The organism is Levilactobacillus huananensis (assembly GCF_003946145.1).
Taxonomy (GTDB): Bacteria; Bacillota; Bacilli; order Lactobacillales; family Lactobacillaceae; genus Levilactobacillus; species Levilactobacillus huananensis.
Map to the genome: position 1 here is coordinate 15918 of NZ_RHOC01000005.1, position 23484 is coordinate 39401.

Genomic DNA, 23484 nt, shown 5'->3' on the forward strand with positions numbered 1-23484 from the left:
ATTTTTGTTCGCCCTAGTCTAGGGAGCATTATTCAATGTCCAAGTAATTGTTGCTTCATAGTTGCCTCGAACGGCCCCACCATCAACATCCAGAAGTAAGCCCGATTCATCCTGCCAGTTACCGACAACATCCGTCACATCATCTTTATCCGTGGAAACCCCGTCGCTTACAGTGATTGGGTCGCCACCAATGGCCGTTTGACCATCCTCATCGTAATACCGCAGTTCACCGGAAAGGGTCCGTCCATCTGAGGAGACAAATGGGGTTGCGGTTACTTGCAGGGCCCAGGAGGCCCCTGCTTCACGCGTATCCAAGATCTTAACCTGCCAATCCGAAGTCCGCTTGATTTGCTGTGATGATCCAGTTAGCGAGGTTGTCTCAAAGGAACTGGCTTCGGCCACTGATTGGAATGCCAATTGTCCTGGGACAATAATGGTGTAGGTTACGACGTTTGAAACATTCTTATACGGGTCGGTGACCCAGAGTTTTAGAACATTACTGCCGGCTTTCAATTGGTCTGGTGTCAGTGTCAAATCAAACCGACCATCGTCTCCTGCTGGCATTTTAAAATCTGGCAAAGCCGTCCCATTTAGGGTCCCGGAAACCGTCATATCGGCGTTACTCAAATCGATCCCCTCCGGAATAATAACTAGCCCTTTAAAGACCGCGCTAGCGCCCGCTTCAATCTGGGTACTAGACCCTGACAGAGAGAAGAGATTCAATTCAAGAGTTGGCTGCAAGGTAAATGCTGCTGTGTCAGTCGTCACCACACCATTTACCGCAGTAAACGTCGATGCACTTGCTGCCACATTAACTGCAGCTTTTACGTCCTCCGCTGTTCCCGTCAATGAGATCGTTGCCCGTGAATTCGCAGAATCTAACTCAGTTGGAAGTGACCACTCAACCTGATTATCCATTAAGTCATTCAAACTCAACTCATTCGTGGTGCCATCAGCATAAGTAATTTTTGCCGCATCGTAGTTCAAGTTGGTCGGCAAATTCATCTTGGCAATTAAATCCTTCCAGGACTGCTTGCCATCTAGATAATCCAACTGATAATCCAGCTGAAACTTGTGTCCGCCCTTAAGAATGCCCCCATCGCCAATCACCTGATTGGTCTCTTTATCCATCAGGGTCGTCGTTGCCTTAGCATCCACTAAGCCCGGAATTCTTTCCATCACAACCAGATTATTTTCATAACTGCTTCCAGTGGCCCCAGTGAACCCCCACTGAGCCTGACCCGTATTTTTCGGATCAATCTTGTCAAGGTCCAACGTTGCCTTTTCACTAACCCCTGGTTGGTCGGTTCCATCCACGGGATCCTTGTCATTAAACGTGTAGGTGAGGACCTTCGTATCGGCTCGCCAATCCACAGTTAGATGATGCCAGGAGCCATTTGATAAGAACGTGTAATCACCATTCAACACCCCTTCATGTTGCTGTTGCGCATAATAGCCAGATGCCGGAATGGGAATCAATTGCGTCGTTTTTACCATATCATAAGTGGCAACATCCCCTGGATAGCCATTAGCCAAGTGAGGACCGTTAAATCCCACGTCAAAGGAATCCGCATCCCCAGCATTTGAATAGCTAGTTGACTTATTCGGATGCGTATCGAATTCTAACGCCCAACTATTCTGAATAGCCGAAGCAGCAACTTTATCCGCTGTGGCTTGTTTTCGATCCGTGGCAATTCCCCACACACCCAAAGTCTCGCCATAGATGGTCTTGCCAAACGTTGGCGTCGCGTTCAGACCACGGTCATCATTGTGAAATACCAAGGCCATGCCATCTGCAGCCTTTTTCCCATTATTTCCAAAATAGATCCACATCGAAGCGGTTTCATTCTTTTTTAAATTAAACACATTATCAGCTGTCGACCACAGCGCTCCGAATTGATTCTTCCCATTGTTAACTTTGGCAGCCTGAGTTCCTGTGATTGCGGGATTGGTCGTTGCAACAACCGCTGCTGTGTTATTACTGGTTGTTCCTGGCGTGAAGATATTTTCTAAGGAGATTCCTTGTGGGGCGGTTTTTAAAGCATTATCGTAATCTGAATCCGCATATCCCACCTGCTGACTCAATCCCAATCCGATGGCAACTATCAAACCTAGCCAAACTTTTATTCTTTTCATAACCGCTCCCCTCTGCCCCGAAACGATGTTGGGACGTAATTACACGTCAGTGAGTCACTTTCTCTTCCAAAAGAATAACATGCGCACATCGCTTATAGGGTGATCTATCAGTTTTAAAAGCGACGGCTTCGAAAATTGATAGAATTATCACGATCTACAAATTCATTCATAAAAAAGAGACCTCATCTCAGTTTGTGAGATGAAGTCCCTTAACGTTTCGTCCAATTGCTTTAAGTGGCCAATGGCCAGTCTTCTCTTAAGTAAAGTTCCAAGGCCAGACCGGAAAGATTCCACTACCAATCTGCTCCTGTTCACATTTAGATTAGAGCTTAGCCGTCAACTCAACGTCAGGATACTTGTCCTTAAACCACCGTTCAGCGAAACGATTTTCAAAGAGGAACAATGGCTCTCCCTGGCTATCCTTAACCAACAAATTCCGTGATGAAGACATCCGTTCGTCCAGTTGATCAGGATTGATCCACCGAGCTGTTTTCTTCCCCATTGGTTCCATAATAACTTCCGAATTGTATTCGTTTTGCATCCGGAATTGGAACACTTCGAATTGAAGTTGACCCACAGCACCCAGAATATAATCACCGGTTGAATACGAGGTGTAAAGCTGTACAGCCCCTTCTTGAACCAATTGATTAATTCCCTTGTGGAATGATTTTTGCTTCATAACATTCTTAGCTGCAACTCGTACGAACAGTTCTGGCGTAAATTGTGGCAATTTTTCAAACTTTATCGTTTGTTTTCCAGTGTAGATACTGTCCCCAATCTGAAAGTTACCGGTATCGTATAGCCCAATGATGTCACCAGCCACCGCCTTTTCGACGTTCTCACGCGTGTCAGCCATGAACTCAGTCACATTGGACAACCGAAGCTTCTTACCCGTCCGCTCCTGAATAACATCCATTCCCCGGTCAAATTCACCGGAGCAGACCCGAACAAATGCAATCCGGTCCCGATGTTTGGGGTTCATGTTGGCTTGAATCTTAAAGACAAATCCAGAGAATTCATCATCAGTGGGTTCAATGTCCTGGTCCTCTTGCGTATGATGACTTGCCGGCTTAGGTGCGTATTCCAGATACGTTTCCAGAAAGGTCTTGACCCCGAAGTTGGCCAGGGCGGACCCAAAGAAGACGGGTGTTTGGTCCCCACTGGCAATCTTGTCAGCGTCGAACTGGTTACCGGCTTCCTCAATCAACAACATGTTATCGCGGGCCTCTTGGTACAAGCCATCGTCCTCCAAGTCATTGTCATTTGCCAATTCTCCGTCCTCATTGAGTGGCAGGTATTGTGTGTCACCGGATGACCGGTACAAAGCCACGCGTTGGTGGTAGCGGTCATACAGCCCCTTCAACTCCTTACCCATCCCAATTGGCCAGTTCATCGGATAGCCTTCGATACCGAGGACGTCTTCCAATTCGGCAATCAAATCCATTGGCTCACGGCCATCCCGGTCAAGCTTGTTCATAAATGTGAAGATTGGAATTCCCCGCATCTTACAGATCTGGAACAGCTTCTTGGTTTGGGGTTCAATCCCCTTAGCGGAGTCAATAACCATGACCGCGGAATCCACGGCCATTAACGTTCGATACGTATCTTCTGAGAAGTCTTCGTGCCCAGGGGTATCCAAAATGTTGATCCGTTTGCCCTGATAATCGAACTGCATCACAGAACTCGTCACAGAGATCCCACGCTTTTGTTCGATCTCCATCCAGTCAGACTTGGCGAAGTTACCACTCTTCCGTGCCTTGACAGTCCCAGCTTCACGCACCACGCCCCCGAACAACAGCAGCTGTTCAGTAATCGTCGTCTTCCCGGCATCGGGGTGGGAGATAATGGCAAAAGTCCGTCGTTTATCGACAGCTGATGCTAATGTTTTTTCGCTCATAGTTTTTCCTCGCAAATTTTTTTGAATTTAGATTATTTGAATTTTTAGATTTACACAACGTTATAATTTTAACACATCTAGAGCCACAATACATGATGCCCGGCATTTCTGGATCACACCACCCTATTTCGTGGTATCATTAAAGAATGAACTTATTTAGAATCGGGTGAAATTATGTCGGCGAGTACGGAAGCCCTCATCATCGAAATTATCTTCTGCCTAGGCGCGGTCATCGCGTTAGGAGGAATTATCGGTCTCGTTGTGACTAAGCAGCGCCACCGACCTCTGCGCCCCGCCATGGCAGTCATTATCAGCGGTGTGGGAATTGTAATCATTGCCAGTCTGCTCAACGTTCTGTTGTTCAAGACCTACGACCAAACACGTGTTAAAAAGGATGACTATTATGAAATTACCAGTCTTACCAGTAATATGCAGGTTTCACTGGCCAGTAGCCAAGCGGCTAACCAACCAGTGAGCCCATCCGCCAAGAAAGCTAGTAAAAATGTAACTTATCTGGTTAAACACATGGCCCAACCAGCAGCTTCTCGGCAGGATGCCCAGACGGCTCAAACCGAATTAATACAGCATCGGCATCCCCGAATCACTCGGGTAAAGGCCGCCTATCAGCGGATCCTCACACGCTATTTCAAACAGGTGGTGCACCAGCCACAACAGGCACAACGCTTGAGTCGCTATGCCTACCAGCAGGCTACCAAAGTTAATCATTAAATCAAAACAAGGGGTCAGGATGAGATAACGTCCTGACCCCTTGTTTTGATTTACGCCATTTTTCAATCCATTGTGGCGGACCTTTCAATGCCACAAAAATGCCGGTAGCACTTCAGCTGGCGCAAATGTAGCTTTCTATTGATCCCCGGTAGATAAGTCTCATCCACCACAACCCTTATCGGCAGACACTCCCCATTGTAAATAGGGCGCATTTTACCGCCAAGACACCACTCTACTGCATACGCAACTCTTTTGAGTTTAACCTCATGATACAAAAATCCTTAGTCTACGACTAAGGATTGGTGAACCTATTCTTCAGCCTTCCATTCTTCTTCATCGGTAAGGCCAAGATCATGTTTGATTTTAGTCGTGGAGATTCCTTCCGTTCGTGGCAAGTAAACGACTTCACAGTAGTCTTTCAAGAAGTCAAACTTCCCCTTCCAGTCATCACCCATGACAAAAATATCAATATTGTTTTCTTGAACGTCTTTAATCTTTTGGTCCCAAGTGGTTTCAGGAATGACGTGGTCGACGTACTTGATGGATTCCAAAATGTACTTCCGATCTTCATAAGAAGTATACGCCCGCTTGCCTTTTTCCGCGTTGAATTCATCGGAAGAAACACAAACCGTCAAGTCGTCACCCAGTGCCTTAGCGCGCTTCAATAAACGAACGTGCCCTTTATGCAATAAATCAAACGTCCCATACGTAATTACTTTTTTCATGTCGGTTCTCCTACTTATCTGGTTAATTTCCCCTGGCGGTTCCAGGAGGCGTCTTAAAAATCCAATAACAATCTAAATACTAGCATATTGAGCGGTCACGTCAACTTGAAAACCGCTCTACGAGGACTTTGTTGCGAAGTTTTAATATTTCACAACGATTTTTGCTCGGCGTGTTCCAACTGCCAAATGCTGTAGACATAGGTCACCACCGTCTTGACGACCGCGTAGAACGGAATCGCTAGAATCATCCCGAATAGCCCGGCAATATTGCCTGCGGCTAATAAGATAATAATAATCGTCAACGGATGAATCTGCAAACTTTTCCCGATAATATTCGGATAAACAAAGTTACCATCGATCTGTTGCACCACAACCACCACGATTATCACATAGATAATCAAATTGGTACTCGTCGCAAACGCCACAATCAGTGCTGGCAAAATCCCGATATATGGCCCAACATAAGGGATTAGGTTACAAATTCCGGCAAAAAGTCCGAGGAGTAACGCATATTTCTCCCCCACCAACATATAACCAATTGCGGTGAAGATGCCCACGAAGAGACATTCAATAATCTGACCACCCACGTATTTGGCAATGGTCGTATTCATCCGACTCAGTAACTCCGTGGTCTGTTCACCGTGCTTGGCTGGCAGCCACTTCTGAATCGCCGGCAGAAATTTCTCGCCATCCTTTAGCATATAAAACAGCATGACAGGCACGGTAACCGCCGTTACGGTCACCGTGGTAACTGTGCCAATTACCTGACCAATTCCGCTGGTAACCCCACTCACAAGGCTCTGAGCGTATTTGGACAAGGCCGCCTGTAATTGCGTCAGATATTTCGAGAAATCAATATTTTTTAACCAGGGCTGTTGCGTCCATTTTCTTAAAACGGCCTCGCTTGACTGAGCGAAGTCTGGAATACTCCCGATGAGCGTCGTAATCTGGGTCGCCAACCGTGGAATCAGCCACATGCCTCCGGTCACTAAGACGGCAACCAGTAGCAAAAAAACGACGCTGACGGCTCCTGTACGATTCAGATGGAATCGCCGCCACTGAATCTTCTCTAGAACACGGACGAGTGGATTCAAAAGATAGAATAACACTCCGGACAACAAAAGCGGCACAAAGATCGTTGATAGGAAGATCCCAATGGGCGAAAAGAGAAAACTAATCTGAGTACAGACCCAGATTAGTGCCGCCACAATCAGGAGCTCTAACGACCAAAACATGAGTCGGGAATTCGCAAGCCATTTCATGGACAAGTTCCTTTCTTTTAAAAAAAGGAGCGAGCCACGAATGGACTTGCTCCAGATGGTACGGAAGACAACTCTTACAGGTCGAACATCGCCCTCTACTTGGGACGACGTGACAGTTCTTGATACCGTTGATACCACAGATCGACATAGGCTTTAGAGAAGGGCCCCTTATGATTGTTAATCCAGTCAACTAACGTCAAGACATTGGCCTTCAGAATACGGTCCGTCTCGGCACCATAATGCCAACGCTGACTGAAATCCTGATACTCATCCACGTCTAATAGCCGCTTTTCACCGTCTGGAAAAACCTTCACGTCAAGATCATAATCAATATATTTGAGAGCTTCCTTATCTAAGACATAGGGAGAGGCCAAATTACAATAATAAGACACCCCATTATCCCGAATCATGGCAACAATGTTAAACCAGTAATGCTTGTGAAAATAAACGATAGCGGGCTCACGAGTCACCCACCGCCGCCCGTCGTCTTCAGTGACCAACGTGTGGTCATTGACGCCGATGAGCGCATTCTCGCTTGTTTTGAGTACCATAGTGTCGCGCCAAGTTCGATGCAAACTTCCGTCGTGCTTGTAGCTTTTGATCGTAATGAAGTCGCCTTCCTTAGGCCCTCTAGCTTCGCGCGTCATGTCTAAACCCTACTTTCTAAGTAACGGGTAACTATAAAAATTCATTCAATATTATACCAGATTAACCGGTATTATTGAATAGCTCGTGCCGGATTCATTGGACAAAATACCTTGGCCCGATAATCTTGGCCCCCTTATCAGAAAGACATGCTAAGGTAAAAATGAGACCACCTAAGGACCTTTAACCCAATACTCACACTTCCATCGGTTCCGGTCATTATTTCCACTGTCCATAATTTTTTAATATTTTAACCAATTTGCCGATGTGAATGACGCCAGACAACCGTCATCTGCATTAAAAAGGAGACAACCGTGGTCATCCCCTTTTCAGAAGCTATATTCTCATCATTTACCCAAGTTGCCGCCTTCTAAAAGGTTCCAGAGTTGAATAGCAGCCGTCTGGGACAACTGGTTGGCCCGGTAGTAGTTACTGAGTAAAACCACACCATCTTGTCCATCCTTACTCAACAGGAAGGTTGCCTCATATCCATAGGCTAACCCGTGACCTCTGACGTAAGTCGGGTACACATAGAGTCCCCCACCATACATCGACGCCGATCCAGGAACCAAAAGCACGTTAACATCCTTTTGTGGATAGACCTTTCCCAATAACATGTTACGCTCTGCTTGGAAGAGATCGTTAACGGACATGTAGACCTGCCCTGTCCCAAATTGATAGAGCATTGAAAGTTTCGACTCCCCATATTCGGTATCATAAGTCGGCAGCACGCTCCCAGTCTTGGAATTCGTGTACCCCTGCGAGTAATCCGATCGGTTCGCCATGTCGAAGACAAATCCAGAATGTTGTAGGTTCCCAGCATCAATAATATTCTGCGTGAAGTAATCCTGATAACTCTCACCAGAAACCTTTTGAATAATCCCGGCTAGCAGCATGAAGTTCACGGGTGAATAGTGCCACCGTCCGATCTTAGTGGGCTGACTGATGACGTTGTTTAGAATAAACTTGATCATCTGTTGTTCAGTCCTAATCGAATTGGGAAAGGCCGTCAGAACGAGCCCACTCTTCATATCCAGCATCTCACGAAGTGTAATCTGATTACTGCCGGCAATTTGTGGATAATACTTGGACAACGGATCACTGAGTGCCACCTTATTTTCCCCGACCAACTTCATTAACAATCCTGCCGTAAAAGACTTCTGAATCGATGCTAATTGATAGACACTGTTCACATGATTCTTTTGCCGGTTCGCTGCATCAGCGTAACCCCAGCCTTGCTGATAAATGGTTTGGCCGTGATGCACAACTAAGGCCGTTCCCACAAAACGATTGGCTTGTAAGACGGCATCAATTTGTCGTGTCGTTGCCGCAGGTGCCAGCTTGCGCTTTTTGGCCGGCGCCTTCTTCTTTGGTTTAACCTGTCGAACGATCGAACTACTTGAAACCTTTGGTTCGGCCTTGGTCTGTTGCGTCTGACCATTAAACCACCAAGCCAGACCACCACCGAGACCTAAGACAGTCCCTAAGGCTAAAACTGCCCCTACTACCTTTGAATTCATAGTTACTCCCCCTTACACTTTTAAAGCGTTATGACTAGTCTGTCGATTCCCCTAAATCTGCCAGCCAAGCACTGATCTCATCGAGCTTAAATCCCTTACGATACAAAGCTTGTTTCGTCTTATACTGTCGCTCCGAGTGACTCAGCGCCCGATAACGGTGCCACAGCTTCTCACCCTGCTTCGCCAGGAGTGCGCGCTGTTCATCCTCATCTGGGGTGAGATCCAGGCCATCCAGCATCCCATTAATCTCATCCCCACCAAATCCACGACTCATGAGTCCTTGACGCACCTTCTGTAGCTGGTTACGCGTCGACTGATGTTGATATCGCTTGGCAAGTTTCTTCGCAACGGCCGTCCCCACGGTCATCTGTTCTGCCACTGGATACTGTTTCAAAGCCTCATCAATAGGCTGCTCATCGACACCCTTCTGACGTAAATGTTGTCGAATCACCCGAGGGCCCTTATCACTGGTATTCATGATGGTTCGCACGTAACTGGCCGCATAATGGGCATCGTCAACTAACGTAAACTCTTGTAATTTTTGGACCGTCTGATCGATCGTTTCTGGTGGAATCTCAAGGTCCACTAACTTGTCGCGCACTTCCTTCTCCGTCCGTAACTGATGTGACAGATAATCCAAAGCTTTGTTATAAGCCTTGGCAACATCGTCGGCCGACGTCAGTTGTTCCTCGAGCTCCTTATCGATCACCATGCCTTTGTATAGACGAAAATCCACCAGGACGCTTTCACTAATCGGGAAGGCGTAATGGCCATCAACATAAATATTATAGCGTCCTGAACGTTTTTGAGCTTCAATCATGGTAATTTCGGCCACTTCGATCACTTCCTCATCTTTGACTTATGATTATTTTACCAGTTCTAAATTCAACGAGGCACGCACAGTAGTGGATTAGTTAGTCAATCAGCTTTTCCGCCCATACATGGTTCCCTGGTGAAATGAGTGTGGCCGCTTCGCCACTAGCCTGCTATAATTAACGACAATTAAGCTTTACTGAAAGGAGTGCCATTATGTTAACCGCTCACGTTGTTTTCGCCACCATCACCGGCAACAATCAAGACGTTGCCGATATCATCACCGAGGGCCTAGAGGCTCAGGGCTGTCAAGTTCAAGAGACCGAAATCTCCCAGACGGATGCTACCGAATTCAAGGAAGCCAATATTTGTGTGGTCTGCGCCTACACCTACGACGGCGGAGCTCTCCCCGAAGAAGGTCTCGACTTCTTCGAAGATCTCCCTCAGATCGACCTTAGCCATCAAGTGTTCGGGGTCGCGGGTTCTGGTGACACCTTCTACGGCGACGATTTCAATGTCGCCGTGGACCGGTTTGCAGCCGCCTTCAAGCAGAGTGGCGCACGTCAGGGTGCCCCCAATGTTAAAATCGACCTGGAACCTGATCAGGATGACATCAACCGGCTTGACGCCTTCGCCGCACAACTTGTGACAACTGCACAACACTCAGATTAATCTGAGTCAGCCATCAGACATCAAAGGTCCGGGACGATTTCCCCAGACCCCTGGTGTCTTTTATTTTTTCTTAATCCGATACTTCAAGATATTGGGCAAAACCGTCTGCTCCTCAAAATCCCCCACCAGGAGCTCCTGAATCGAAGCATTTAACACCGCCCCAAACATCAAGATCATCCCAGTAAAATCGAGCCAAAACATCAAGACAATAAAGGTTCCAATCGTTTTATAGCTGTCGATGTTATGCACAAAGTACTTCACATACAGTGAAAAGGCCTGTGATAAAAGTAACCATCCCACTGTTGCAATGAGTGCCCCTGGCCACACATAACGCCACTTCAACTTAACACTCGGGACAAAATAGAAGAGGATCATCAATACGAAAAACGTGACCCCGAAGGTTAACGGCCACTTCGCCGCATTCACATAGGTGAGTACTTGAGTTGGCAAATGTAGCAATGGTGTAAGTTGTTCAACAGCCACTTGTCCAAAACTAAAGAAGAGCATCAGAATGAACAGTAATGCGATCAAAGCGACCATCCAAAAGAAAGCCCCAACCCGGTTAACGATCGCATTTTGTTTTTTGGCCACGCCATAGGCACCATTGACCGTCCGTTGAAAAGCAGCGACGGCCCGCGAAGAAGACCAGATCGAGACGATAACCCCGATCGACAGCACACTCCCACTCCGATTATTCAAAAAGGAGTGGATGATGGGTTCCAACATGGTATAGATGTTCTCCGGAACGATTGGTTCAATGCTCTCCATCACGGCAGTGGTCTCAATGTGTAGATATGGCAAAATACTAGCAACGACTAGCAAGGCTGGAAAGAGGGACAACAAGGTATAATAAGCCAACACCACCGCAGAATCGGAGACGTTTGCCATCTGGTATCGTTTACCAATGGTTTGAATGAATCGGCCGACCGGTGCCAGCCGCGCGCGCCACTGTTTAGTCACAGGTGTCACGTCTCCTTTCGTAGTCGATTAGAATGACCCGTAATCCTCCGCAAACTTCAATGTCCCAATCATCTTTTCTAGCGTCTTGCGGCTAAAGCGCACGCGCTTGGCCTGACGAAAGGCCTCAATAAAGGTAGCGAGATCATCATAGTTAGCCACGGCAGTACAATTATAAGCGTCATTCGGGTTTAATTTGGTCTTGTTACCGACAACCATCGAGTTAATCCGATCATAACGGTCATAGTAATTGTAGTACACCATCGGTTTAACAAAGTCGATAATTCGGTCATTCTTATTCTCTAATTGCCGGTGCATGGTAATTTCACTATTGATATAACGTACCAGCAATTTGGACGAAAGTTCAGCCTGAGTCGCTGGATTACTGATCCCGGTATGCAACGTAATTGACCGTTGCCCACGACCTTCCTGTTCGAGACTCATCGTATATCCTTGAGTCAGAGATTCATTTTCCTCCGACAAATTCGGCAGAAAGAAGCGATCAAGGCGGTTCATTAACGCCTTAGGGGTCTTCTTTTCCTTGCCGGTCAGATTCACCGCGGAAAAGTCATCGAGACTCGTGGAAAAGATCTCTTCGGATAGATCATGGAAAATCATCCCCCGCCAATACTTACTCTCCACGTTAATCACGCCAAAGGAAGTCACTAGCAGGTTATCAATTTGCATGACTCGCCAAGAATCTCCTTCGTTCATCTCCTGAGTCACAGGATTCTTGACCTTGTTGGCAAAGTGGACATTGCGTAGAATCTTATAATCAAATCGTTCATTATGCTTCAAGGCCTTTTGATGCAGGTCACGCATAATTTCTGACAACTGTTCAGTCGTTTTAATCTCGGCTCGGTCATATGCCGTCTCAGCCATTTAGATTGCCCCCATTAATTTTGGTTTCAATTGCGTTCAAAATTCGTTCGGAGGCGTGCCCATCCCCATAGGGATTCTCGGCAGTCGCCATCCGCTGGTAGGCCTGTTTGTCTGTCAATAATTGTTCCATCGCTGCAGTCACACGCTTGGGATCAGTTCCCACCAATTCAAGGGTACCGTTCTCAACCCCTTCTGGTCGTTCCGTGGTATCGCGAAGTACCAGAACGGGCTTATTTAACGATGGCGCCTCTTCTTGTACCCCGCCAGAATCTGTCATGATAAAGAAACTCCTGGCTGCCAGATTGTGGAAATCCACGACATCTAGGGGATCAATCAGGTGAATGCGATCCATCCCGTCTAGTTCCTCATGAGCCGCCTGCTGGACGACAGGACTCAAGTGAACCGGATAGACGACTTCCACGTCAGGATGGGCTTCAACCTCACGACGCACGGCTTTAAAGACGGCATGCATCGGGGCTCCTTGGTTTTCACGACGATGCATGGTCAAGAGAATCATCCGATGCCCCGCTGTCACTTGGTCTAAAACCGCATGGTGGTAGTCCGGATCAACCGTTTGTTTTAAGGCATCGATTGCCGTGTTTCCAGTAATGTAAATCTGATCTGCTGGATGCGCCTGCTTTAACAGGTTAGCCTTGGAAAGTGTCGTCGGCGCAAAGTACAGATCGCTGAGAATATCGGTCAATTGACGGTTCATTTCTTCAGGATAAGGCGAATACTTATCCCAGGTCCGTAATCCCGCCTCCACGTGACCTAACAACGTCTGGTGATAAAAAGCACTCACACTGGCAGCGAAGGTTGTGGTCGTGTCTCCGTGGACCAACACAACGTCTGGCTTTGCCTCCGTAAGGACATCATCGAGTTGATTCAAGACACGGGTCGTGATCCCACTTAAAGTTTGCTGTGGGCGCATAATATTCAAATCATAGTCCGGGGTAATCTTGAAGATCGCTAACACTTGATCAAGCATCTCTCGGTGTTGGGCGGTTACCACCGTGATTGGGGTGAACGCGTCTGGCCGTTGCTGCATGGCCAAGATAATCGGGGCCATCTTGATGGCTTCCGGTCGAGTTCCAAAAATTGTCATTACTTTAATTGGTTTCGTCACTGCAATACCTCCAAAGTCACGTGTATTATCGTCAATTATAGCAGAACCCACGCCCCCATGTTATAAACTCCGTTTTTATTCTGAAATTATTCGTTGCAAGTGGAATCTTTTATGACGAAACCGCATTCATCTGCGATAAGTTGGGCTAGTCATTAAAAAATGACCCACTCGTAAACAAATTTTAATGGCAAGCCTCCTATATTTGAGGTAAGATGATAGCGTTGTGTGAAAGGAATGTCTGTGATGAAGAAATTAAGTCTGGTCGTTCCTTGCTATAACGAGGAGGAGTCTATACCATTATTTTACCGAACCGTTAGCAAGGTGATCACGTCTATGAATACCCCTACTCCAACGGTAACGCCGGAGTATATTTTTGTGGACGATGGGTCAAGCGACCACACCTTAGATGAAATGAAAGCCTTACACGAAGAACATCCAGAGACTGTCCACTTTCGGTCATTCTCCAGAAACTTTGGTAAGGAATCAGCGTTGGCCGCGGGCCTCCAAGCCACGACAGGCGACATGGTTGCCGTCATGGACGTTGATTTACAAGATCCACCGGAGCTGTTGCCGAAAATGGTCGACCTCATTGAAAATCGGGGATATGATTGTGTGGGAACGATTCAAAAGGAACGTCGTGGTCAAAGTAAGCTACGTGCGTTTCTTTCCAGCAGCTTCTACCGTGTCATTAACTGGTTATCTGACGTGCGGATCGAGCCAAACGCTCGTGATTACCGATTGATGACCCGCCAATTTGTAGATACTGTGTTATCATTGCCCGAATTCAACCGGTTCTCCAAGGGGATCTTCAGTTGGGTCGGCTATAAGACCACGTATCTGACTTATGAAAGCCAGCCCCGAGCGGTCGGCACAACCCATTGGAACTTACGCCAATTGTTTGCCTACTCTATTGAAGGCATCATTGATTTCTCCAATGCACCGTTGCGTCTCGCTACTTGGGTCGGCAGTCTCTCCTTTCTGCTCTCAATTCTCGGTTTAATCTTCGTGATTATTCGAGCCCTGACCGTCGGAGGATCGGTCGCCGGCTGGCCATCCCTTGTGGTGATTCTACTCGCCATTGGGGGGATTCAATTGTTCTGTCTGGGAATTCTTGGACAGTACATCAGTAAGATTTACCTCGAAACAAAGCACCGCCCGATGTACATTATTCGGGAAGAAAAGTAAGAAAAAGTGAGAAAGCAGTTGATAGCCCTTAACGTCACGAACTGGATTCCACTGATTGGAAATGAGTTGACTAGTGAGGTTAATCGGAATTGACTGCTTTTTTGTGCGCTTTGGTAAAACACGCTCAAAACTAAAAGGCGATCAGGACAAGTGTCCTGATCGCCTTTTCTGACTAATTCATAATTGTATTCATTAAAAGAACCATTAACAAGCCGACAACCGAAATAACTGTTTCGAGGGTCGTCCAAACTTGGAAGGTTTGCTTAACACTCAAGTCAAAGTATTCTGAAAACATCCAGAAGCCCGCATCATTCACGTGAGAGGCAGCTAATGACCCGGCACCAATAGCCAAGGCAATCATGACTGGATCTGCGTTAAGCGTATGCATCAACGGCGTGACCAATCCAGCCGCTGTCATTCCGGAGACCGTCGCAGAACCCAACGATACCCGCAGGATAACCGTAATCAACCAGGCCAACAGGATTGGCGAGAACTTGGAATGCATCATTAATTCTTGCACAGCCTTCCCGACCCCACCATCAATCAGGACCTGCTTAAACGCAGAGCCCCCAGCAATCACCATCAATAACATCGCAATTGACTTGATCGCGTCTTCTAACGTGGCGCTGATTTCTTTCATGTTCCGGCCACGATGAAAACCCATTGACCAGATCGCAAAGAGTAAAGCAATCACCATCGCGATGACGGGGTTCCCTAACATGGAGACCACCGCATCCAACCCTTGTGGATGTTTCGGTGCGGCGCCCCCATCGACCGTCATTTGATAAATAGTCGCCAGAGCCATGAAGACGACTGGGAACAGTGATGTAAGTACAGCTAAGCCAAAGCTAGGCGTCTCGTCAAGATCAAATTCCTTCACCTCACCAAAAGCAGGTAAAGACTTCTTGATCACAAATAAGTCCGGATTGAACCGACGAATAACGCGCGTCCAGATAGGCCCAGCGACAATCACACAAGGTATGGCCACGATAATCCCAACTAAGAGCATTTCACCCACGTTGGCGCCTAAAGCCGTAGCCACCGCCGTTGGTGAGGGCTGTGGCGGTAAGAAGCCTTGCGTAGCGGACAAAGCCGCTGCCATCGAAATTCCTAAGTATAGGAAAGGGACTTCAGCCTCTAAGGCTACGGCGAACACGATTGGCGTAACCAGAACTAATCCGACTTCAAACAGTAAGGAAATCCCAATCAGGAAGGATGCCACCACAATGGCGACCTGCAATCGTTTCTTCCCAAAAACATTGATCAGGGTTCGCGCAATCCGGTAAGATCCCCCGGAATCCGAAACCAACCGACCAATCATAGCCCCAAAACCAAAAACGATGATCAGCTCGCCCATGGAGCTCCCAATACCGTTCTTGATGGAGTCAGCGATGTTAGCTGGGTTCATTCCCAGCCCCAATGCAACAAGGATTGACGTTGCGATCAGCGAAACAAAAGTATTCAACTTTACTCGAATAATCAGGAAGAGTAATAGGAGAATCCCCAAAAACAAAATGACGAACTGCATTATTCTCTCTCTTTTCTATGCCAAATTCTGAGAATCAAACCTGCCGTAGTCTGATCCTATTATGCATAGAGTACATTGTATGAAAAAAAGTTACGGTTTGCAAGGGCTTGCCTGTATCTTATTTTCATTTGAGAGCTAAGAAACGGTGTTAATCCGCTAACGAACGATCATCACTGAGATGGGAGAATATTTTGCCATGTAGGCAGCCTGGCTCCCGAAATACTTGCGGACGCCCTTCTGAGAAAGTGAGCCTACGACCAGTAGGTCCGGCTTAACATCCGGAATAATATTTTTCACAATGGTCTCACCTGGATCGCCCTCGCCAATAACGTAGCGTACCTTGCTGATTCCAAACCGTTCGGCCAGATCCTGATATTTTTGCAAATGTGCCTGAAGTTCGGTCCGCTGTCCGTGAACATAATCCTTACTCAAGGCTTGATAGATATTCATATTATCGGATTCCAACACGGAACAAATGATTAGTTCCGCACCATCAAATTTAGCCCGGTTCATGGCGTATCGAAAGGCCAACTGTGCATCCGGGGAGTCATCCACCCCGACTAGAATGCGTGTGAACTTTTTGGGGTTCATTGACTCTGTATTTTCCATCGAAACTGCCTCCTCTTGGCTTAACATACTTTCATTATAGTAGAAAACGGTTCCAGACGCGAAATTTTCGCGTGAAACCGTCACTTTTTTCGTAACAAAAGACCGATGCACCTGGGCATCGGTCTTTTGAGTCGCTGATTGACCCCACCCGGGCTCGAACCGGGATCATTCGCTTAGGAGGCGAGTGCCCTATCCAGTTGTGCTATGGGGCCATAAAACAGATCCATGATTTATTCTTACACGGATCTTTTCAATTGTAAAGGCTAACTATTGTTGTTCAGCGTCGCGGTCACGCCACTTTTTCCGCATGCCCTTGTTCTTGGTATGCCGATTCTTATGCTTTTTTTTCTTTTGACCTGGAGCAGCTGGCGCCTTAGTCGACGCCTTGGGTGTCGTAGTCGTGGCGACCGCTGCCTTAGCAGCGACATGACCAGGAGCCTTAGCTTGTGGCGTCGCAGCTTGTTTCGCGGTCGGTGCAGCACTTGCTGGCACCTTAGGGGCAACCGGACGCTCAGTAGTCAAACGACGATTCCCGAAATAAACGGGAACAAGATCATAATCAGTCTCTTTGAGGAGCTTCTTTAAGTCGCGCAAGTCGTGGTCATCACCCAGACTGATCACTTGACCAGGTTCACCCATCCGACCCGTTCGGCCGGCTCGGTGCACATACTCATTAATTGATTGTGGCAAGTCATAGTTAATGACAGCTGGTAGCTTGGGGATGTCTAACCCCCGTGCCGCAACATCGGTCGTCAACAGCAATCGCGTTCTGCCCAGACGGAAGTCCTGTAAGGCCTTTTCCCGTTGAACCTGACGCAAATCACTGGTCAGACTAGTCGCCGAGATGTGATCATGATAGAACCGTGAAGCTGTGTGTTGCAAAGCATTAGTCTGCTTAAAAAACACCAACGCCCGGAAATTAGGCATCGACAAGAGGCGCTTTAACATCTGATCACGCTTGCCCATTCCGACCTGCAAGAGCCCATGGCGCACGGTCCCTTGGGTCTGGTCTTCGGCCCGGACGTCAATTCGCTCAACATCCTGACCGAACCACTTGTCCAATTCGTGAAGAATTGGCGTATCGGTCGCGGAGAAGAAACCGAGTTGCACGTCAGCCGGTGCGGCCTGAGCAATCGCTCTAACCGTGTCTAAAGTGTCCCCTGTTAGAAGATCATCAGCTTCATCAACAATCATCAGGCTTACTAAGTGAAGCTTAAGCTTGCGGTCACTGACCAGGTTGAGTACCCGACCTGGCGTTCCAACGATCACTTCGGGACGCTTCTTCAGACGCTCCGTCTGGCGCTTCACGTTGGCCCCCCCGGTTAAGGCAACAACTTTCAAATCCAGGAGCTTGGCCCAGTCACGCATGACCCGACTCGTCTGAATAGCAAGTTCTTGAGAAGGTTCCAGCACAATAAGCTGAATACCATCCCCAGGAAGCAAGTTGGCTAAGGCCGGTAAGGTGAAGGCCACGGTCTTCCCGGACCCTGTTGGTGCCAGGCCTAGGACGTTATGGTCGCCAACCATGGTGTCATAGACCGCCGTTTGGATCGCAGTTGGTTCGGTGTAACCTAGGTCCTTAAAATGGGCCTCAAATTGTTTTAACATATCGTATCCTCTTTTTCTTAGTTTTGGTCAGCTGGAAAACGGAGATTCCCCGCTACTCGGAGATCAAATAGTACTTGGTTCACGGTCAGACTCCATTTGAGCCAACGACGATAATCGGCCACATTCTGTGGGGCATCGGGGTCCTGTAAGACTCGCGCAAAGTCCTCCATTTCTGGAATCATTGGGTTTGACAGCGCCGGTTCACTAAGATTTTGTTCCTGACCAGTGGCATCACGGAATACGACATGCGTCAATTCACCCGCGCTGTCCATAGCAATTGTGTCCTTCAACCCATAGATCTCGGACTCAGCTGTTGAATTACTGGTCTTCCCAAAGTTCACAGCAACGTCGAAGTCCGCATAGCGCAATACTGCAAGCCCTTTGCCATCCGCACCGGTGGCAATCATCGTTGGAAAGTACGAGACCGTCTCCGGTTGGCCGAACAAAGCCACCGCCAGGTAAACCGGATAGACACCAAGATCCTGAAGGGCCCCACCAGAAAATTCTGGGGTGAAGACATTAGGCCGGCCACCAGCCAACACTTGGTCGTATCGTGACGAATACTTCATGTAGGTCAGGTTAGCCCCTTGAATTGTAGGTAATCCCGCCATGGCCCGTTCGATCTGGTGGAAGTTAGGCGTGTGAACATGCCGTGCAGCTTCGAAAAACTTCACCTTGGGATGTTGTGCCAAGGCCGCCTGAATCGCTATCATCTCACGCCGATTACTGAAGGCAGGCTTCTCGACGATAAGTGAGATATCATGTTTAATGGCTTCAAGGGCTTGGGCAAAATGCAAACTGTTCGGTGAGGCAATGTACACCACGTCTAAGCCAGCTTGCGCCAACATCTGAGTGTAATCCGTGTAATTAACCTGCGCATGGTTCCGTTCTCCGAAGGCTTTGGCTGTTGCGACCTCCCGCGAATAAATCCCGGCTAGCTCATATTGTTGGCTCGCTTCAGCCGCCTCAACTAACTGTTGCGTAATCCAATTCGTTCCAACCGTTCCTAATCGAATCATATCGTTACCTCCCAAGATAAGTTCTAATTAGCTTCATTTTAACAGTCACAGCAAGGCAAGCATAGCGTCATCATTAATTTTCTTAAAATCCAAGGGAATTATGACGAGTTTTCCCGATAAAAATGTTATATTGAAGTTAATTACTTAATCAAGGGAGGGATTACTGGTGAAAGGTCGGGATATCGCACTTTTCGGCGTTTCACTTGTGGCTGGTTTGACTGGTGGCTTTTCATTACACCGCAAGAAAAAGAACCAGCCGAGTGAATCACCACTATTTTATGTCGGAACGTGGCAGTTTGTTGATCCCCACAATCATCGCCACCACCGGTTGGAAATCAGTCCTAATCTTGACGTGCAGATCGATAATCATCCCCTTAAGGTTCGTGTCAAAGACCTTGATGAACATCAGCTCACCTTCCAGGATAAATTCGGTTATCATCTAACCATCCACGCCAACGAACGCCAACCCATTTCATTTTTTGATGAGGCCGACGATTGTACTTATACGATGCAGCCACTGCAAAAACCAAATGAATAGATCTAATGCAAAAAAACAAAATGTCGTTGATTCGCCAGGCACATATGCCCGTCGAACTAACGACATTTTTTCTATTTAATAAAAGTTTTCCAGTCCTGCTTACTGCCATTAAACACAGAACGTGAGACTGGCTGGCTCTGATTACTCTGAGATAGAGACCCGTCAGCGTTATACTCGATGAATTTAACCTCGCGACCGTGGCTTTTCAGCTTTCCGCCCGCAGACCACTTGGCCTGGCTAGACAGTACAGGGTCCACGAACTGCGTCATTACCGTCTGATTAGCAAAGATAATCACACCCTGCTGATACCCACTACTGAATAAATTAACTAGTTTTTTTAGCTTCTGACCCTGACTTGCCATACTGGCGTTGTTATTGTTGTATTGGTCGTAATAATTAACGGATACTCGAATCGGTAAAGTCCCCGTATCTTGACCAACAGTATCCTTAAAATGAGCGTATTGCTGGGACGCAGAAGAAGTAAAACTAAACGTGTGTGCCACCCCAACCTGAATATTGGCTCCCTGACACCGCGAATAGTTATCACTAAAATCGTCATCAGTATACGTCGCACCAGAAGTCGCCTGCAAGTAAACAAACGCCGACTTCTGTGATAGCTGTTGGAAATCGACATAGCCGCTATCTTGGTTCAGGGTCACGCCTCGAATTGGGTAAGTGGCCAATTGCTCACGCTGATACTGCTGCCACTGATTCCAGCCAAACACCCCGGATCCGAGAATCACTAAAACTAATAAAACGATTAACCAGCGTCGCCGACGTCGATGAGGGTGACGAAAAGTGTCGTCATAAATAGGTTGATAGTCTCTTCGTTTCACCGTCAATCACCGCACTTCCTCACCAACAAGAATTTATCCTCTATTATACCATGTTGGTTAGGATTCATCTCGCGTGTGTTCAATCACATCGCGCACCCGTGTTAAGACAGGTTGGGTCCGTGAAGAAATACGCAAGACTGTCATCATAAAAAGGCTGTCGAGAATCGTTAATTGTGAAATCAACGAATACATCCCCTCAGATCGATACTTCACTTCGTCCGTTAAGGAAAGGAAGGTCACAGCGGCGGCCTGCGCCAATTCGGACCCACTGTAACTGGTAATCACAATGATGGCCACACCATTACGTGTGAGTTCCCGCACAATTTGTAATGTTTCGTGATTTCTACCAGAGTGAGAAATCACGATGGCACAATCATCAGCGGTCATCTTAGCGGCCTGCATTAACTGAATGTCGTAATCTGGATGGTAAACCACGTTCAGTGATGTTCTAAGAAATTTGTGATAACCATCCAATGCCGCGATGGAAGAACCCCCTAACCCGAAGAAGGCTAGGGTCTTAGCATTGATAATTTTCAATACCGCGCGCGCTAAATCATCTTCATTTAGAGCATCATTCGTCGCCCGCAACGAGTTCACCGAAAATCGAAATGTTTTGTTGGCAATTGTTGCCAGTGAATCTCCTTCGGCTAACTCTGGAAAAGAACTTTGTTGTGGGGTCATAGCGGCCGCAGTGTGGGCCAGTGCCATCGTAAATTCACGATAGTTGGCATAATCCATTCGTTTGACGAAACGAGAGATCGTCGCTGTGGAAACATTGGACGCCGCTGCTAACTCCTTAATGGTCATTTCACTAACTACTGCAGGATTATCTAAAGCTAATTGTGCCACCTTTTTTTCAGTCCGGGACAATTGATCATAAGTCCCGCGAATCTTGCCAATCGTTGAGCGTGCGATAATCGCAGCCCCCTTTCTGGAAAAAACAAATTTTACTTTTGTAAACATTTTACAGCATTTCACTTGAAATGTGAAACTTCTTTTCATATAATGTGGTTGGTAGAGAAAATTAGAGTTCATCTGATAGTGGCCGTTCGTGTAACCGCTACCTTACCCACAGCGCATTCATTGCGTTGTTAGACCAGATACGTTAAGGTTCAAGGGTGATGACCTTCTTTTTTTCACGATAATCGCACCACGAAAGGACGAGCACTATGGACTACATGATTGGGGTCGATATTGGGACGACCAGTGTCAAGACCGTATTGTATGATACAACGGGTAAGATGCAGGGCTATTCTAACAACCTCTATCCCCTCTATCAGGATGTGCCTGACATGGCCGAAGAAGACCCAGAAGAAATTTTCTCCGCGATCATTGATGGCTTAACGACGGTTCTGCGAAAGGCAGACCTTAAGAATGGTCAACTTCACGGCGTTTCTTTCTCCGCCGCAATGCACAGTCTAATTCTGTTAGACAGCGATCACAAACCTTTGACCCGTGCCATCACTTGGGCAGATAATCGGGCAGTCAAGTACGCTGATGAGCTCCGTGAAAACGGTGTGGGAAAACAATTGTACGAAAAGACTGGGACGCCTATTCACCCCATGACACCACTGAGCAAGCTGATCTGGCTTCGTCATGAACAACCAGATCTCTTTAAGCAAGCACGTTGGTTCGTCGGTATCAAAGAATACGTGCTCTACAAGCTCTTTGGCGTTATGCAAGAAGACTATTCAATTGCTAACGCAACGGGTCTTTTCAATATCTTCAAGATGGATTGGGACGACCAAGCCTTAGAAGTTGCTGGGATTACACGTGATCAATTACCGAAGTTAGTTGATACCACGGACCAAGTCACAGGAATGAAGGCTGACTATGCCGGTGTCATCGGTATCGATCCTCAAACGCCCTTTATCATGGGGGCTTCCGATGGTCCCTTAGCTAACCTCGGCGTCAATGCCATTAACCCTGGTGTCGTTGCCGTTACTATCGGAACTTCTGGCGCCGTACGGGTTGTGACTGACAAACCGAAGATTGACCCTAAGGGCCGTGTCTTCTGTTACTACCTTTCCAAAGACCATTGGGTCGTTGGTGGTCCCGTCAATAACGGGGGAATCGTCTTCCGTTGGGTTCGTGATCAACTCTTCGCACCAGAAAAGCTGACGGCTGAACAGATGCACGTCGACTCATATGACCTGTTGACGGAAATCGCTTCAAAGATTCCAGCCGGTTCCGACGGACTAATCTTCCACCCATTCTTAGGTGGCGAACGGGCACCAATCTGGGATGCCAATGCACGTGGTTCCTTCTTCGGCTTAACGCGGACCCACTCCAGAGCACACATGGTTCGTGCTGCTCTGGAAGGGATTGTCTACAACCTCTACACGGTCATGTTGGCCTTAGAAGAAGTTGTTGGCAAGCCATCTAGCATCCAAGCTACCGGTGGTTTCGCCCGCTCTGCTCTCTGGCGTCAAATGTTAGCCGACATCTTTGAACAAGACGTCACGATTCCAGAAAGTCCTGAAGGAACGGCCTTAGGTGCCGCAACGTTAGGCATGTACGCTTTAGGAATGATTGACGACCTTTCAGCCGTTAAGAACTTCGTGGGTGTCACGAATGTTCACCACCCTAACCCAGAAACCTATGATGCTTACCGGGCCTTGGTCCCAATTTACATTCGCCTGAGTCGTCAGTTGCAATCCGAATACAAGAATATTGCGGAATATCAACGGACTCACGTTCATGATCTAGAGAAGAAATAAGTGCCCCCACTTATATTTTCTGAAACACCGATAGAATTGGGGCGAAAATTTATCGATTGTTAAATTTTGACCTATAC

At 47.4% G+C, this 23484-nt stretch carries 21 protein-coding genes and 1 tRNA gene; 5 read left to right on the plus strand and 17 right to left on the minus strand.

The annotated features are described in order from the left end of the window. Positions 1–18 precede the first annotated feature (18 nt). The gene (locus EKM71_RS05445) at positions 19–2136 is read right to left on the minus strand and encodes an L-type lectin family protein (protein ID WP_125573647.1); all 2118 of its coding nucleotides are present in this window, start codon (positions 2134–2136) and stop codon (positions 19–21) included. A 322-nt stretch (positions 2137–2458) separates the two neighbouring features. Further along, a complete protein-coding gene (locus tag EKM71_RS05450) occupies positions 2459–4033 on the minus strand; it encodes a peptide chain release factor 3 (RefSeq protein ID WP_125573648.1) in 1575 nt (524 codons plus the stop codon). Between the two features lie 174 nt (positions 4034–4207). On the opposite strand from EKM71_RS05450, the gene EKM71_RS05455 reads away from it, so the two are divergent. Next, the gene (locus EKM71_RS05455) at positions 4208–4762 is read left to right on the plus strand and encodes a hypothetical protein (RefSeq protein ID WP_125573649.1); all 555 of its coding nucleotides are present in this window, start codon (positions 4208–4210) and stop codon (positions 4760–4762) included. Positions 4763–5070: 308 nt separating this feature from the next. Here EKM71_RS05455 and tagD read toward each other — a convergent pair whose 3' ends face one another. The 5 genes from tagD to recX all read right to left on the minus strand — a co-directional run bounded on the left by tagD (position 5071) and on the right by recX (position 9734). Next, the gene (gene tagD, locus EKM71_RS05460; RefSeq protein WP_125573650.1) at positions 5071–5487 is read right to left on the minus strand and encodes a glycerol-3-phosphate cytidylyltransferase; all 417 of its coding nucleotides are present in this window, start codon (positions 5485–5487) and stop codon (positions 5071–5073) included. A gap of 149 nt (positions 5488–5636) precedes the next feature. Further along, on the minus strand, positions 5637–6749 hold the full coding sequence (locus EKM71_RS05465) for an AI-2E family transporter (RefSeq protein WP_125573651.1): 1113 nt from the start codon (positions 6747–6749) through the stop codon (positions 5637–5639). A gap of 95 nt (positions 6750–6844) precedes the next feature. Further along, positions 6845–7396 (minus strand): nucleoside tri-diphosphate phosphatase, encoded by a 552-nt coding sequence (gene ntdP, locus EKM71_RS05470; RefSeq protein WP_125547732.1) that lies wholly within the window; start codon positions 7394–7396, stop codon positions 6845–6847. 345 nt (positions 7397–7741) lie between these two features. Continuing rightward, complete coding sequence (locus EKM71_RS05475; RefSeq protein WP_125573652.1) at positions 7742–8914, minus strand: serine hydrolase domain-containing protein; 1173 nt, start codon at positions 8912–8914, stop codon at positions 7742–7744. Positions 8915–8948: 34 nt separating this feature from the next. After that, positions 8949–9734, minus strand: a complete 786-nt coding sequence (gene recX, locus EKM71_RS05480) for a recombination regulator RecX (RefSeq protein WP_164504735.1) — start codon at positions 9732–9734, stop codon at positions 8949–8951. A 209-nt stretch (positions 9735–9943) separates the two neighbouring features. Here recX and EKM71_RS05485 point away from each other — a divergent pair, with 209 nt between their 5' ends. Further along, positions 9944–10399: a flavodoxin gene (locus tag EKM71_RS05485; protein ID WP_125573654.1), complete on the plus strand. Its 456-nt coding sequence runs from the start codon at positions 9944–9946 to the stop codon at positions 10397–10399. A gap of 60 nt (positions 10400–10459) precedes the next feature. Here EKM71_RS05485 and EKM71_RS05490 read toward each other — a convergent pair whose 3' ends face one another. Genes EKM71_RS05490 through wecB form a run of 3 tightly spaced genes read right to left on the minus strand, consistent with a single transcriptional unit; the run spans position 10460 to position 13343 of the window. Further along, complete coding sequence (locus tag EKM71_RS05490) at positions 10460–11359, minus strand: YihY/virulence factor BrkB family protein (RefSeq protein WP_125573655.1); 900 nt, start codon at positions 11357–11359, stop codon at positions 10460–10462. Positions 11360–11386: 27 nt separating this feature from the next. Next, complete coding sequence (locus EKM71_RS05495; RefSeq protein ID WP_125573656.1) at positions 11387–12238, minus strand: nuclease-related domain-containing protein; 852 nt, start codon at positions 12236–12238, stop codon at positions 11387–11389. After that, complete coding sequence (wecB, locus tag EKM71_RS05500) at positions 12231–13343, minus strand: non-hydrolyzing UDP-N-acetylglucosamine 2-epimerase (RefSeq protein WP_164504736.1); 1113 nt, start codon at positions 13341–13343, stop codon at positions 12231–12233. The genes EKM71_RS05495 and wecB overlap by 8 nt, the downstream gene beginning before the upstream one ends. A 264-nt stretch (positions 13344–13607) precedes the next feature. Between wecB and EKM71_RS05505 the strand changes: the two genes are divergently transcribed. Further along, entirely contained in the window at positions 13608–14549 is a 942-nt protein-coding gene (locus EKM71_RS05505; protein ID WP_125573658.1) for a glycosyltransferase family 2 protein, read from the plus strand. A gap of 172 nt (positions 14550–14721) precedes the next feature. Here EKM71_RS05505 and EKM71_RS05510 read toward each other — a convergent pair whose 3' ends face one another. From EKM71_RS05510 to EKM71_RS05530, 5 genes are all read right to left on the minus strand, one after another. Continuing rightward, positions 14722–16077, minus strand: coding sequence for a gluconate:H+ symporter (locus EKM71_RS05510; protein WP_125573659.1), 1356 nt, complete (start codon positions 16075–16077; stop codon positions 14722–14724). Between the two features lie 156 nt (positions 16078–16233). Then, complete coding sequence (locus tag EKM71_RS05515) at positions 16234–16686, minus strand: universal stress protein (RefSeq protein ID WP_125573660.1); 453 nt, start codon at positions 16684–16686, stop codon at positions 16234–16236. Positions 16687–16825: 139 nt separating this feature from the next. Further along, a tRNA-Arg gene (locus EKM71_RS05520) sits at positions 16826–16898 on the minus strand. Between the two features lie 55 nt (positions 16899–16953). Next, entirely contained in the window at positions 16954–18294 is a 1341-nt protein-coding gene (locus EKM71_RS05525; protein WP_125573661.1) for a DEAD/DEAH box helicase, read from the minus strand. Positions 18295–18311: 17 nt separating this feature from the next. Continuing rightward, positions 18312–19313, minus strand: a complete 1002-nt coding sequence (locus tag EKM71_RS05530) for a Gfo/Idh/MocA family oxidoreductase (protein WP_125573662.1) — start codon at positions 19311–19313, stop codon at positions 18312–18314. A 166-nt stretch (positions 19314–19479) separates the two neighbouring features. Here EKM71_RS05530 and EKM71_RS05535 point away from each other — a divergent pair, with 166 nt between their 5' ends. Beyond that, positions 19480–19851: a DUF4828 domain-containing protein gene (locus EKM71_RS05535; RefSeq protein WP_125573663.1), complete on the plus strand. Its 372-nt coding sequence runs from the start codon at positions 19480–19482 to the stop codon at positions 19849–19851. 71 nt (positions 19852–19922) lie between these two features. Here EKM71_RS05535 and EKM71_RS05540 read toward each other — a convergent pair whose 3' ends face one another. Next, the gene (locus tag EKM71_RS05540) at positions 19923–20687 is read right to left on the minus strand and encodes a GH25 family lysozyme (RefSeq protein ID WP_125573752.1); all 765 of its coding nucleotides are present in this window, start codon (positions 20685–20687) and stop codon (positions 19923–19925) included. A gap of 57 nt (positions 20688–20744) precedes the next feature. Further along, positions 20745–21650 carry a MurR/RpiR family transcriptional regulator gene (locus EKM71_RS05545; protein ID WP_191986188.1) on the minus strand — a complete coding sequence of 302 codons (906 nt, stop codon included), beginning with the start codon at positions 21648–21650 and terminating at the stop codon, positions 20745–20747. Positions 21651–21856: 206 nt separating this feature from the next. Here EKM71_RS05545 and gntK point away from each other — a divergent pair, with 206 nt between their 5' ends. After that, entirely contained in the window at positions 21857–23407 is a 1551-nt protein-coding gene (gene gntK / locus EKM71_RS05550; RefSeq protein WP_125573664.1) for a gluconokinase, read from the plus strand. Positions 23408–23484: the final 77 nt, after the last annotated feature.

What these genes read in the sequence shown, in the direction of transcription:
- EKM71_RS05505 (WP_125573658.1), top strand. Translation starts at nt 13,608, where the DNA reads ATGAAGAAATTAAGTCTGGTCGTTCCTTGCTATAACGAGGAGGAGTCT.
- EKM71_RS05455 (WP_125573649.1), top strand. Translation starts at nt 4,208, where the DNA reads ATGTCGGCGAGTACGGAAGCCCTCATCATCGAAATTATCTTCTGCCTA.
- EKM71_RS05475 (WP_125573652.1), bottom strand. Translation starts at nt 8,914, where the DNA reads ATGAATTCAAAGGTAGTAGGGGCAGTTTTAGCCTTAGGGACTGTCTTA.
- recX (WP_164504735.1), bottom strand. Translation starts at nt 9,734, where the DNA reads ATGATTGAAGCTCAAAAACGTTCAGGACGCTATAATATTTATGTTGAT.
- ntdP (WP_125547732.1), bottom strand. Translation starts at nt 7,396, where the DNA reads ATGACGCGCGAAGCTAGAGGGCCTAAGGAAGGCGACTTCATTACGATC.
- EKM71_RS05445 (WP_125573647.1), bottom strand. Translation starts at nt 2,136, where the DNA reads ATGAAAAGAATAAAAGTTTGGCTAGGTTTGATAGTTGCCATCGGATTG.
- EKM71_RS05530 (WP_125573662.1), bottom strand. Translation starts at nt 19,313, where the DNA reads ATGATTCGATTAGGAACGGTTGGAACGAATTGGATTACGCAACAGTTA.
- EKM71_RS05525 (WP_125573661.1), bottom strand. Translation starts at nt 18,294, where the DNA reads ATGTTAAAACAATTTGAGGCCCATTTTAAGGACCTAGGTTACACCGAA.
- EKM71_RS05465 (WP_125573651.1), bottom strand. Translation starts at nt 6,749, where the DNA reads ATGAAATGGCTTGCGAATTCCCGACTCATGTTTTGGTCGTTAGAGCTC.
- tagD (WP_125573650.1), bottom strand. Translation starts at nt 5,487, where the DNA reads ATGAAAAAAGTAATTACGTATGGGACGTTTGATTTATTGCATAAAGGG.
- EKM71_RS05510 (WP_125573659.1), bottom strand. Translation starts at nt 16,077, where the DNA reads ATGCAGTTCGTCATTTTGTTTTTGGGGATTCTCCTATTACTCTTCCTG.
- gntK (WP_125573664.1), top strand. Translation starts at nt 21,857, where the DNA reads ATGGACTACATGATTGGGGTCGATATTGGGACGACCAGTGTCAAGACC.
- EKM71_RS05450 (WP_125573648.1), bottom strand. Translation starts at nt 4,033, where the DNA reads ATGAGCGAAAAAACATTAGCATCAGCTGTCGATAAACGACGGACTTTT.
- wecB (WP_164504736.1), bottom strand. Translation starts at nt 13,343, where the DNA reads ATGACAATTTTTGGAACTCGACCGGAAGCCATCAAGATGGCCCCGATT.
- EKM71_RS05515 (WP_125573660.1), bottom strand. Translation starts at nt 16,686, where the DNA reads ATGGAAAATACAGAGTCAATGAACCCCAAAAAGTTCACACGCATTCTA.
- EKM71_RS05485 (WP_125573654.1), top strand. Translation starts at nt 9,944, where the DNA reads ATGTTAACCGCTCACGTTGTTTTCGCCACCATCACCGGCAACAATCAA.
- EKM71_RS05495 (WP_125573656.1), bottom strand. Translation starts at nt 12,238, where the DNA reads ATGGCTGAGACGGCATATGACCGAGCCGAGATTAAAACGACTGAACAG.
- EKM71_RS05545 (WP_191986188.1), bottom strand. Translation starts at nt 21,650, where the DNA reads ATGTTTACAAAAGTAAAATTTGTTTTTTCCAGAAAGGGGGCTGCGATT.